This window comes from Ectothiorhodospira sp. PHS-1 (assembly GCF_000225005.1).
Lineage (GTDB): Bacteria > Pseudomonadota > Gammaproteobacteria > Ectothiorhodospirales > Ectothiorhodospiraceae > Ectothiorhodospira.
Genome location: NZ_AGBG01000005.1, coordinates 124,053 through 135,967, shown reverse-complemented (window position 1 = coordinate 135,967; position 11,915 = coordinate 124,053). Strand labels below are relative to the sequence as shown.

Sequence of the window (11,915 nt, the reverse complement as noted above, 5' to 3'; positions counted from 1 at the left end):
TCAAGGACAACACCCATGACCCCAGGCCCAAAACGGGCACTGATCTGGCTGCACCGCTGGCTCACCCTGCTTCTGCTGCCTCTGTTCGCCCTCATCATCGTGACCGGGGCGATCCTATCCTTTGATCCCATCCTGGATGACCTGCGTTCCGGGCCCGCGGCCGAGACGCCGGCGGATGCCGTCGCACTGGTGCGGTTGCTCAACCAGGTCGATCCCGGGCAGCGGGCGCGGTCCGTGGCGGTGGAGGCGGGCGATGTGGTGCTGCTGGAGTTCCGTCAGCAGGGCGGCTCCCAATTCATGAGCTTTGACCTGAGCACCGGTGAAGCGCTGGAGCCTCGCGGCGAGCAGGGTGATTTCTTCAATACCATCAAACATCTGCACAAGGACCTGTTGCTGAATGCCGCCATCGTGGTGGAGATCGCCACCTACCTGATGGTGCTGGTGATCATTGTCGGCCCCTTCCTGGCCTGGCCCCGGTTGCGCCGGACCCTCATGGGTTGGCATGTGGTGGGCGGCTGGGTGGCCCTGCCGCTGGTACTGATGGTCTCGGTGACCGGGATCCTCATGTCCTTGCACATCGGCACGCCCCAGCTGCCGCCGCTGTATCCCGAGGACCCGCGCATGGGCATGGCGCCCGCCATTGAGACGGCCATGGCCACCGGTGATCTGTCCGGTGTGAGGGAAGTGACTCGGGTGAAGAACTCGGCCGCGGCGGTGCGGGGGGTGGACCCTGCCGGCGAGGCGGTGTACGTGGTGAGCCGTCATGGAGTGATCCGGCAGGACAGCTTCCCGGGCCTGGTGAAGTCCCTGCATGAAGGCACCTGGGCCGGCGCCTGGTCCGGCCTGCTCAATCTGCTGGCGTCCGTGCTCCTGATAGGGTTGATGGGGACAGGGCTTTGGTCCTGGGCCCGTCGTATCCGCCAGGGTCGCCGGCGCAGCGGTGACGCGGATGCGGATATCCTGGTGGCCCACGCCAGTCAGACCGGGACGGCAGCCAGGCTCGCCGATCTGACCCGTCAGGCCCTGCAGGCCGGGGGTGCCCGGGTGATGCATGCCTCGCTGGCGGGGCTGACCCCGGTGGAACTCAAGGGGTTTCGTCAGGTGTTCCTGATCGCGTCCACGGCGGGGGAAGGGCAGGTACCGGAACAGGCGCGTTCGTTTCTCAAGGCCCTGGAGGGGGCGGATCTGGCCGGTTGCCGGTTTTCCATCCTGGCCCTGGGGGATCGCGGTTATACCCACTTTTGTCGGGGTGGCGAGCAGTTGCGCGCGGCCCTGCTGGCCGCCGGAGGCCAGGAAACCCTGCCCATGGTGAAAGTGGACGGGGATCCGGCGGCGGACTGGCGCCGATGGCTGGACCGGGTGGCTGCCCTGCTGGGTATCGGTCTTGGAGACGTGGACGCGCCCCGGGGGGACCTGCCGGTCCGGCTGACCCTGCGGGAGCGTCGCCAACTCAATGATCCAACCGACCCGGATACCCATGAGGTCTGGCGCCTGCGGTTTGAAAGCGACGCGCCGCTGGCGTTCCGGCCGGGGGATCTGCTGCTGGTGCGGCCTGGTGCCGGTGAGCCGGCGCGACCCTATTCCATCGGCAGCACGCCGGAGGATGATCCACGTTCGATCCTGCTGACCGTGGCCCTGGTGACCCATCGGGAGGCGGATGGGACGCAGCGGCTGGGCAAGGCTTCGGGTCTGCTGTGCCGGCAACTCAAGGAGGGCGACATGCTGGAGGGGCAATGGCGTGCCCATCCGGATTTCAATCCTCCCGAGGACCCGGAACGGCCGATGATCATGCTGGCCGCCGGTTGCGGGATTGCCCCGTTCATCGGCTTCATCGCCGAGCAGGCCTGCCGGAAATCCCGCCGTCCGGCTTGGCTGATTTTCGGCAATCGCAAGCGTGCCGGGGATTTCTTCCATGGCGAGCAGCTGGAAGCCTGGTATCGGGACGGGTATCTGCACCGGCTGGATGCGGTGTTTTCCCGGGATCCGGATGGGGGCGGCTATGTGCAGGACCGGTTGCATGGCACCGCCGACACGCTGATGGACTGGGTGCTGGACCGTGACGCGGTGATCTATGTCTGCGGCAATGCCCGGACCCTGGGAGAGGGGGTGCGCACGGCCCTGGCACAGATCCTGGCGGCGCGTGAAGGGCTGACGTTGGATCAGGCGGCCCGGCGCCTCGGGGAATGGGAGGCCGCCGGCAAGCTGCGGATGGATCTGATCGACTGAGTGGTGCTTTCTCGGCCCAATGCTATCCTGTGCATTTCTGCCGACCGCGGGGGCGGGCCGGTAGTGTCGTCTCAACCTCATGGGAGAACCGGACATGTCGGAGATTTCTGGAAACACGGCGGCTGGACAGCCGGGCAAGGATCAGACCCTGATGCCGAAGATCATCTATGTGCTGTATCTGATCTCGCCCATCGTCGGTCTGACGGGGCTGATCGGTGTGATCGTGGCCTATGTCTATCGGGGGGACAGCAGTGGCTGGTTGAGAAGCCATTATGATTTCCAGATCCGCACTTTCTGGATGGGGCTGGTGTACATGGTCGTGGGCGTGTTGCTGGCGTTTGTCCTGATCGGGTATCTGGTGCTGTTGTTCTGGTTTGTCTGGCTGATCATTCGGTGCGTGAAGGGATTGAAGGCCCTGGGCGAGGGTCAAGCGGTGACTCATCCCGAACGCTGGTCCTGGTGATGGACGCGTTCCGGGAACGGCTTGGGTAGCAGCCCCCGTGGGAGAGGCCCTTGGCCGCGACTGACGCCCGATTCTCGCGGATGACTTGTGATTTTTCATCAATTTCGCTAGCCTGAGTGCCGTTGTCGGGTTCAGACGCCGACAACGGCCGGGCCGCCGGTCACCCTTACCCCGGGATGAGCAGGCCGACGCCTATTCCCACGGGGTTTTCCCTTCATCACGAACAGCGCACGACCCCTCGTACAGGCCGGCGCAGGAGATATTCCGCATGCCCGTCATCACCCTCCCCGACAACAGCCGGCGCAGCTTTGATGCGCCCGTCACCGTGGCCCAGGTGGCCGCCGACATCGGTCCCGGTCTGGCCAAGGCCACCCTGGCCGGCAGGATCGACGATCGCCTGGTGGATGCGTCCCATCTGATCGAGGACGATGTCCGTCTGGCCATCATCACCGACCGGGATCCGGAAGGGCTGGACATGATCCGCCATTCCACCGCCCATCTCATGGCCCAGGCGGTGAAGACTCTCTATCCCGGCGCCCAGGTGACCATCGGTCCCGTGATCGAGGACGGGTTCTACTATGATTTCGCCTACGAACGCCCCTTCCATCCGGAAGACCTGGAAAAGATCGAGGCGAAGATGAAGGAACTGGCCAAGGCCGACCTGAAGGTGGCGCGCCGGGTCATGCCCCGTGACGAGGCCGTGGCATTCTTCCGCGAGCAAGGGGAGGAATACAAGGCCCGCATCATCGCCGACATTCCCACCAACGAGGATATCTCCCTCTACAGCCAGGGCGAGTTCACCGACCTGTGCCGTGGCCCCCACGTACCCAGCACCGGCAAGCTCAAGGCCTTCAAGCTCACCAAAGTGGCCGGTGCCTATTGGCGCGGGGACTCCAAGAACGAGATGCTCCAGCGCATCTACGGTACCGCCTGGCCCAACAAGCAGCAGTTGGAAGAGTATCTCCACCGCCTGGCGGAGGCGGAGCGCCGCGATCATCGTCGCATCGGCCAGGAACTGAACCTGTTCTCCATCCAGGAGGATGCGGGCGGCGGCCTGGTATTCTGGCACCCTAACGGCGCCCGCATCCGCCGCGCCATCGAACAGTTCTGGTCCGAGATGCATGAGCGGGCGGGGTACGAGTTTCTGTATACCCCCCATATCGCCAACCTGGAGCTGTGGAAGACCTCCGGTCATGCGGACTTCTATGCCGAGTCCATGTACGAGCCCATGCAGGACGAGCATCAGGCCTTCCAGCTCAAGCCCATGAACTGTCCGTTCCATGTGCTGGTGTACAAGGATCGCCTGCGTTCCTACCGTGACCTGCCCCTGCGCTGGGCGGAGATGGGGACGGTCTACCGCCGCGAGATGTCCGGTGCCCTGCACGGCCTGATGCGGGTGCGCGGCTTTACCCAGGACGATGCCCACATCTTCTGCCGGGAGGATCAGATCGAGGCGGAGATCCTGCGGATCCTGGATCTCACCCTGGCGGTGCTGCAGGCTTTTGGTTTCGAGAACTTCGATATCAACCTGTCCACTCGTCCGGACAAGGCCGTGGGCTCGGATCACATCTGGGAGCATGCCACCGCCGCGCTGCGGGCGGCCCTGGAGAAGAAGGGGCTGGCCTATGAGGTGGACGAGGGCGGCGGTGCCTTCTACGGCCCCAAGATCGATATCAAGATCCGTGACGCCATCGGTCGTCAGTGGCAGTGCTCCACGGTACAGCTGGACTTCAACCTGCCGGAACGCTTCGACATGGAGTACGTGGCGGACGACAACACCCGCAAGCGGCCCATCATGATCCATCGCGCCCTGCTGGGGTCGGTGGAACGCTTCTTCGGCGTGCTCATCGAGCACTATGCCGGGCACTTCCCCCTGTGGCTGGCGCCGGTACAGGTGCAGGTGCTCACCATCACCGATCGGCAGAACGATTATGCCCGTCAGGTGGCCGATCTGCTGCGCGAGCAGGGGTTCCGCGCCGAAGCGGACTTGAGAAACGAGAAGATCGGCTTTAAAATCCGCGAGCATACGCTTCAACGAGTGCCGTATCTGCTGGTCCTGGGGGACCGGGAAAAGGATACGGGTACAGTCGCCGTGCGCACGCGCGATGGGCGAGACCTGGGGTCGATGGAGATCGATTCCCTGATTCAGCGTCTCTCCCTCGAAACCGCGAGCCGCGGCCATTCCATTTTGGAGGATTGACATATCAGCGCTGGTAAAGAGAACCGATTAAACGAGCAGATCAATGTTCCCCAGGTGCGCCTGATTGGTGAAGACGGCGAGAACATGGGGGTCATGCCGACTCGCGAAGCTCTGAGAATTGCCGAAGAGGCGGATCTGGATCTGGTGGAAATCGTGCCGACGGCCGAACCACCGGTCTGCCGGGTCATGGACTACGGTAAATTCAAGTTCGAGCACAGCAAGAAGACGCAGGCTGCCAAGAAAAATCAGAAACAGGTTCAGATCAAGGAAGTCAAGTTCCGTCCGGGAACGGACGAAGGCGACTACCAGGTCAAGCTTCGCAATCTCAACCGCTTTCTGGAGCATGGTGACAAATGCAAGGTCACCATCCGGTTCCGCGGTCGCGAGATGGCGCACCAGGAGCTGGGTGCAAGGTTGCTCGACCGGATCGAAGCCGATCTGGGCGAACTGGCCACGGTGGAGCAGCGCCCCAAGATGGAAGGTCGCCAGATGATCATGGTGATCAGCCCCAAGAAGAAGTGAGCAGTCGGCAGTAACCGGCAGCTACAATAAAACGGATGCACGGGTCACGGTACACCTGTGCGTCTCGACCAACATGTCGTCAGTGAGGCGACATTATCCGGAGTTCAAAGATGCCGAAGATGAAGACCAATCGGGGCGCCGCCAAGCGCTTCACCAAGACCGGCTCGGGTGCCTTCAAGCGTGCCCAGTCCCATCGTCGTCACATCCTGACGAAGAAGAGCACCAAGCGTAAGCGTCACCTGCGCTCCGCCGCCCACATCCATGCTTCGGATGTGGCCGCCGTGCGTCAGATGCTGCCCAACGGCTGAGCCGAGTCACCCAGGAGTTTAGAGCATGGCCCGAGTTAAAAGAGGTGTAACCGCCCACGCCAAGCACAAAAAGGTGCTGAACAAGGCGAAGGGTTACTATGGTGCCCGCAAGAACGTCTACCGCGTTGCCGTGCAGGCCGTCACCAAGGCCGGTCAGTACGCCTATCGTGACCGCCGTCAGCGCAAGTGTCAGTTCCGCGCCCTGTGGATCGTGCGCATCAATGCCGCGGCCCGCGAGTTCGACCTGTCCTACAGCCGTCTGATCGACGGTCTTAACAAGGCTGGCGTCGAGATTGATCGCAAGGTGCTGGCTGATCTGGCAGTGCATGACCTGCCCGCCTTTGGCCGTATCGCCGAGAAGGCCAAGGCTGCCCTGGCGTAAGCACTGCGGACGCAGGCCTGCCCCGCACGGCGGGGCGGGAACGTCAAAAGGGGAAAGGCCTGGCCTTTCCCCTTTTTGTTTTCAACGCAACGACGGAAGCTCCACGTGGAATCCCTTTCCAATCTCACCGACGCGGCGCTCACAGCGATCCGGGCGTCTGCCGACCTGCGCCATCTGGATGATCTGCGGGTGCACTACCTGGGCAAGAAGGGCGTCATCACCGAACAGTTGAAGTCTCTGGGGGCATTGCCGCCGGAGCAGCGCCGGGAGGCCGGTCAGGCCATCAATCAGGCCAAGCAGGTGGTGGCTGAGGCCCTGGAGGCGCGCCGTGAGGCCCTGGAAATGGCGGCTCGGGAGGCCCGTCTGGCGGCGGAGACCCTGGATGTGACCCTGCCGGGGCGGCGTCAGGAGCCCGGCGGCCTGCATCCCGTCACCCTGACCATCGAGCGCATTCAGGCCCTGCTGGAGCAGCTGGGCTTTGCGGTGGCGGAAGGTCCCGAGGTGGAGGATGATTACCACAATTTCGAGGCCCTCAACATCCCGTCCCATCACCCGGCCCGGGCGATGCACGACACCTTCTATTTCGATGCCACCACCCTGTTGCGCACCCATACCTCGCCGGTGCAGGTGCGGGTGATGGAAAACCAGGCGCCGCCGCTGCGCATCATCGCCCCCGGTCGCGTCTATCGCTGCGACTCGGATCTCACCCACAGCCCCATGTTCCATCAGGTGGAAGGGCTGGTGGTGGATGAGCAGGTGACCTTTGCCCATCTGCGCGGCGTGCTGGACGCCTTTCTGCGGGCCTTCTTCGAGCAGAACGATCTGAAGACCCGGTTTCGGCCGTCCTATTTCCCCTTCACCGAACCCTCTGCCGAGGTGGACATCCAGTGCGTGCAGTGCGGCGGCCACGGCTGCCGGGTCTGCAAGCAGACCGGTTGGTTGGAGGTGATGGGTTGCGGCATGGTGCATCCCAATGTGCTGAGGCATGTGGGCATCGACAGCGAACGTTATTCCGGCTTTGCCTTCGGGCTGGGAGTGGAGCGCATGGCCATGCTGCGCTACGGGGTCAACGACCTGCGGCTATTCTTCGACAATGACATCCGTTTCCTGCGCCAGTTCGTCTAACCCATTCCGAATCAAGGTTGAGTATCCATGAAAATCAGTAATCAATGGCTGGGTCAGTGGGTGGATCACGGACTGGCGGTGGACGCCCTGGGCCATCGCCTGACCATGGCGGGCCTGGAACTGGACGCCGTCACGGCGGTGGCGCCGGCCTTTACCGGCGTGGTGGTGGCCCATGTGACCGCCGTGGAGCCTCATCCGGACGCGGACAAGCTGCGGGTCTGTCAGGTGGATGACGGCAGCGGCGAGCCGGTGCAGGTGGTCTGCGGCGCTCCCAACGTGCACGTGGGCATGCGCGCCCCCTTTGCCCGGGTCGGCGCGGTCCTGCCCGGTGATTTCAAGATCAAGAAGGCCAAGTTGCGGGGGGTGCCGTCCTTCGGCATGCTCTGTTCCGCTCGCGAGCTGGGTTTGTCCGAGGCCCATGAAGGTCTCATGTCCCTGCCGGACGAACCGGCGGCGGGCACGGACATTCGTGTGCTGCTGGGGCTGGATGATCAGGTTCTGGAAGTGGACCTGACACCGAACCGGGCCGATTGCCTGAGCATGGCCGGGGTGGCCCGGGAAGTGGCGACCCTGACCGGTCGGCCCCTGAAGGTGCTTGAGGTGCCGGCGGTGCCGGCGGCCTGCGAGGACGTCTTTCCGGTGCGTCTGGAGGCGGCCGCGGACTGTCCGCGCTATGCCGGCCGGGTGATCCGGGGCGTGAATCCCGCCGCGCCCACGCCGCTGTGGATGCAGGAGCGTCTGCGCCGGGCCGGGGTCCGCAGCCTGGGTCCGCTGGTGGATGTGACCAACTATGTCATGCTGGAACTGGGTCAGCCCATGCATGCCTTCGATCTGGCCGTGCTCGACGGTGCCATCGTGGTGCGTCGGGCCCGGGACGGGGAGACCCTTATCCTGCTGGATGGCCAGCCGCTCACCCTCGGCGGCGATGATCTGGTGATCGCCGACGAAGGCAAGCTGCTGGCCCTGGCGGGCATCATGGGCGGCGAGGCCAGCGGCGTGACCGATGACACTCGGGATGTATTCCTGGAGTCGGCCCACTTCGTGCCCACGGCCGTGGCGGGGCGTGCCCGTCATCACGGGCTACATACCGAATCCTCCCATCGTTTCGAGCGGGGTGTGGACCCGGCGCTGCCCCTGCGTGCCCTGGAGCGGGCCACGCAGTTGCTATGCGAGATCGCCGGCGGTACCCCGGGACCGGCCACTGTCGCCGAGGAGGCATCCCAGGTGCCGGTGCGCGCGCCCATTACCCTGCGGCCTGCCCGGGTGAGTCGTCTGCTGGGCCTGGCGCTGCCGCCCGAGCGGATGCGGGAGATCCTCGTGGCCCTGGGCTGCGAGGTGAGCGGGGCAGGGGAGGCCTGGCAGGTGACGGTGCCCTCGTTCCGCTTCGATCTGGCCATCGAGGAAGACCTGGTGGAGGAGATCGCCCGGGTTCATGGCTATGACGATCTGCCTTCCGAGCTGCCCCTGGTCCGCCCCGGCATCACCTGGCTGGACGAGGCGCGGGTGGATCCTCGGCGCCTGCGGTCCCGTCTGTGCGACCTGGGATATCTGGAGGCCATCACCTTCAGTTTCGTGGACGAGGCCCTGGAAGCCCGGTTCTCCCCGGATACCCGACCGCTCAAGCTGGCCAATCCCCTCTCTTCGGAGTTGGCGGTGATGCGCACCACCCTCTGGCCGGGGCTGGTGAAGGCGGCCCGGCACAACCTCAATCGTCAGCAGACTCGGGTGCGACTGTTCGAGACGGGATTGAGGTTCGTGCCCGAAGGCGATGCATTGAAACAGGAAAAGGTCGTCTCCGGCCTGATCTGTGGTGCCCTGCTGCCGGCCCAGTGGGGTCAGGCCGAGCGCCCGGTGGACTTCTTCGATCTCAAGGGGGATGTGGAATCCCTGCTGGCCCTGGCAGGGCTGGACCGGCGGGTGAGCTGGCGGGCCGCCCGCCATCCTGCACTGCATCCGGGCCAGAGCGCGGAACTGGTGCTGGACGGAGAGTCCCTGGGCTGGGTGGGCGCCCTGAACCCGGCGCTGGAAGCCGAGCTGGACCTGGAAATGCCGGTGTTCCTGTTCGAGCTGTCCCTGGACAAGGTCTGCCGGGGCCGTCTGCCCCGATTCCGGGAGCAGAGTCGGTTCCCGGCCATCCGTCGTGACCTGGCCTTGCTGGTGGATGCCACCCTGCCGGCCGCCCGGGTGGTGGAAATCATCGAAGGCGCCGGTCACGAGGCCCTCAAGGGCGTGAACCTGTTTGACGTGTATACTGGGCAGGGTGTACCCGAGGGCAGAAAAAGTCTCGCTTTAGGCTTGATTTTACAGGATTTATCCAGCACTCTTACCGACGAAAAAGTGGACGAGATGATCCACGGCATCGTGACCAAATTACAAGAAGAGGTTGGGGCGACCCTCAGAGCTTGATCGATGGCATTGACAAAGGCGGAGATGGCGGAGCGGCTACATGAAGAACTCGGGCTTAACAAGCGTGAGGCCAAGGAGCTCGTGGAGCTCTTCTTCGAGGAAGTTCGCACCGCACTGGAATCGGGAGAGCAGGTGAAGTTGTCCGGGTTTGGCAACTTCACCCTCAGGGACAAGAACCAGCGACCCGGTCGTAATCCCAAGACCGGTGAGGAAATCCCCATTTCCGCACGTCGCGTGGTGACGTTTCGTCCCGGTCAGAAACTGAAGGCGAGGGTCGAGTCCTATGCTGGAAGCGGGGAACAATAGCGAACTCCCGGCCATCCCGGGGAAGCGTTATTTCACCATCGGGGAGGTCAGCGAGCTGTGCGGGGTCAAGCCCCATGTGCTGCGCTATTGGGAACAGGAATTCCCCTCCCTCAAGCCCGTCAAGCGGCGAGGCAACCGCCGCTATTATCAGCGACAGGAAGTCATCCTGATCCGGCAGATCCGCAGCCTGCTCTATGAGCAGGGCTATACCATCGGCGGCGCAAGACAGAAACTGTCGGGGCAGGAGGCCCGTGAGGATACTTCCCAGAGCCAGCAGATCATCCGACAGATGCGGCTGGAATTGGAGGAGATCCTGCATATCCTGCGGCAGAAGTCCTCGTGAAAAAATATTCGGAATTTTGACTGAAAAAACCTTCACAAATGAAAAGATACTCCCTATAATGCCGCACTTTCTCGGGGCGTAGCGCAGCCTGGTAGCGCACCTGCATGGGGTGCAGGTGGTCGGAGGTTCAAATCCTCTCGCCCCGACCAAATCCCGAAAAACCCGGCCCTTGGGCCGGGTTTTTTGTGCCCGTCATTCGTCCTGTTCCCGCGAACCTTGCCGGGGGTGCCGCGCATCATGAGTACCGAGGTCGTTCCAGAACACCGCCGGGACTGGCGCAGTGCCCTGTCCGTCTATCGGCATCCCCGGGTCATCGGCATGCTGTTCCTGGGGTTTGCCGCCGGCTTGCCGCTGCTGCTGGTGGGAGGTACGTTCACCGCCTGGTTGCGTGACCTGGGGGTGGAACTGGCCGCCATTGGTTTCCTGAGCTGGGTGGGCATGGCCCACAGCATCAAAATCTTCTGGGCACCGGTGGTGGACCGCATGCCCCTGCCATTCCTGACCCGTCTGTTGGGCCGGCGGCGGGCCTGGATGATCCTGGCCCAGGGGGTGATCGCCCTGGGGCTTTTGGGCATTGCCCTGACCGATCCCCGCGAGCAGTTGTGGCTGGTGGCCGTCTGGGCGGTGCTCACCGCCTTCGGGTCGGCGACTCAGGACATCGCCATCGACGCCTATCGCATCGAGGCGGTGAGCCGGGACCGGCAGGGGGCCATGGCGGCCTCCTATATCTTTGGTTACCGGGTGGCCCTGCTGGCCGCCGGGGCAGGCGCCCTGCATCTGGCCGCGGTGGGGGACTGGAGCCTCTCCTACGGGGTGATGGCCGCGCTGATGGCCGTGGGCGTGATCACCACCCTGATCATCCGCGAGCCGGAAGTGATCATCGATGGCGGCACCCGGCAACTGGAGCAGCGGGTGGTGGACTATCTGGATCGTACCCGCCATCGCGGCTGGCGCCGCCGCTTCACCGCCTGGTTCATTAGCGCGGTGGTCTGTCCCTTCGCCGATTTCTGGCACCGGTACGGCAGGACGGCCCTGCTGGTGCTGCTGTTCGTGGCCCTGTTTCGCATCAGCGATATCTTCATGGGGGTGATGGCCAATCCCTTCTATCTGGACCTGGGCTTTACCAAGACGGAGATTGCCAACGTGGCCGCGGCCTTCGGTCTGGCCATGACACTGACCGGGGCTGCTCTGGGAGGGCTTCTGGTGATGCGTTTTGGCATTACCCGGATGCTCATCGCCACCGCCTGTCTGGCTCCCCTGACCAATTTGACCTTTTCCTGGTTGGCCGGACTGGGTCCGGAGTTGTATGGTCTGGTCTTTGCCATCATGGCGGATAACATCAGCGGAGGGGTGGCCATTTCCGTGTTCATTGCCTATCTGTCGAGCCTGACCAACAGTGCCTATACGGCGACCCAGTACGCCCTGTTCAGTTCCATCATGACGCTGCCGGGTCAGTTTCTGGCGGGCTTTACCGGGCTTTTGGCCGAGCAGGTGGGCTGGGTCTGGTTCTTCGTGTCATCGGCCCTCGTCGGCCTGCCGGCCATCGTGCTGGCGGTGCTGATTGCCCGCCTGGCCAATCCCGATCGGATGGTCAGACCCGGCCGTCTCGATGATGGCGACGGATAACATGGAGC

Annotated in this window: 11 protein-coding genes and 1 tRNA gene; all 12 read left to right on the top strand. The window is 63.9% G+C overall.

Annotated features, from left to right (window positions below; translation table 11 throughout):
• Positions 1 to 2,226 (top strand): PepSY domain-containing protein (locus ECTPHS_RS03680; protein WP_371200055.1); only part of this gene is annotated, 2,226 nt, incomplete at its 5' end.
• Positions 2,227 to 2,320: 94 nt separating this feature from the next.
• Entirely contained in the window at positions 2,321 to 2,689 is a 369-nt protein-coding gene (locus tag ECTPHS_RS03675) for a membrane protein (RefSeq protein ID WP_008931338.1), read from the top strand.
• A gap of 268 nt (positions 2,690 to 2,957) precedes the next feature.
• Entirely contained in the window at positions 2,958 to 4,889 is a 1,932-nt protein-coding gene (gene thrS / locus ECTPHS_RS03670) for a threonine--tRNA ligase (RefSeq protein ID WP_008931337.1), read from the top strand.
• A gap of 3 nt (positions 4,890 to 4,892) precedes the next feature.
• A complete protein-coding gene (gene infC, locus ECTPHS_RS03665) occupies positions 4,893 to 5,411 on the top strand; it encodes a translation initiation factor IF-3 (RefSeq protein ID WP_083838751.1) in 519 nt (172 codons plus the stop codon).
• Between the two features lie 110 nt (positions 5,412 to 5,521).
• The gene (gene rpmI / locus ECTPHS_RS03660; protein WP_008931335.1) at positions 5,522 to 5,719 is read left to right on the top strand and encodes a 50S ribosomal protein L35; all 198 of its coding nucleotides are present in this window, start codon (positions 5,522 to 5,524) and stop codon (positions 5,717 to 5,719) included.
• Between the two features lie 25 nt (positions 5,720 to 5,744).
• A complete protein-coding gene (rplT, locus tag ECTPHS_RS03655; protein ID WP_008931334.1) occupies positions 5,745 to 6,101 on the top strand; it encodes a 50S ribosomal protein L20 in 357 nt (118 codons plus the stop codon).
• A 105-nt stretch (positions 6,102 to 6,206) separates the two neighbouring features.
• The gene (gene pheS / locus ECTPHS_RS03650; RefSeq protein WP_008931333.1) at positions 6,207 to 7,226 is read left to right on the top strand and encodes a phenylalanine--tRNA ligase subunit alpha; all 1,020 of its coding nucleotides are present in this window, start codon (positions 6,207 to 6,209) and stop codon (positions 7,224 to 7,226) included.
• Positions 7,227 to 7,253: 27 nt separating this feature from the next.
• Positions 7,254 to 9,632, top strand: coding sequence for a phenylalanine--tRNA ligase subunit beta (pheT, locus tag ECTPHS_RS03645; protein ID WP_008931332.1), 2,379 nt, complete (start codon positions 7,254 to 7,256; stop codon positions 9,630 to 9,632).
• A gap of 3 nt (positions 9,633 to 9,635) precedes the next feature.
• Complete coding sequence (ihfA, locus tag ECTPHS_RS03640; RefSeq protein WP_008931331.1) at positions 9,636 to 9,938, top strand: integration host factor subunit alpha; 303 nt, start codon at positions 9,636 to 9,638, stop codon at positions 9,936 to 9,938.
• Positions 9,916 to 10,281, top strand: a complete 366-nt coding sequence (locus tag ECTPHS_RS03635; RefSeq protein WP_008931330.1) for a MerR family transcriptional regulator — start codon at positions 9,916 to 9,918, stop codon at positions 10,279 to 10,281. The genes ihfA and ECTPHS_RS03635 overlap by 23 nt, the downstream gene beginning before the upstream one ends.
• Positions 10,282 to 10,353: 72 nt before the next feature.
• A tRNA-Pro gene (locus ECTPHS_RS03630) sits at positions 10,354 to 10,430 on the top strand.
• Between the two features lie 88 nt (positions 10,431 to 10,518).
• A complete protein-coding gene (locus ECTPHS_RS03625; protein ID WP_040405052.1) occupies positions 10,519 to 11,907 on the top strand; it encodes an MFS transporter in 1,389 nt (462 codons plus the stop codon).
• Positions 11,908 to 11,915 lie beyond the last annotated feature (8 nt).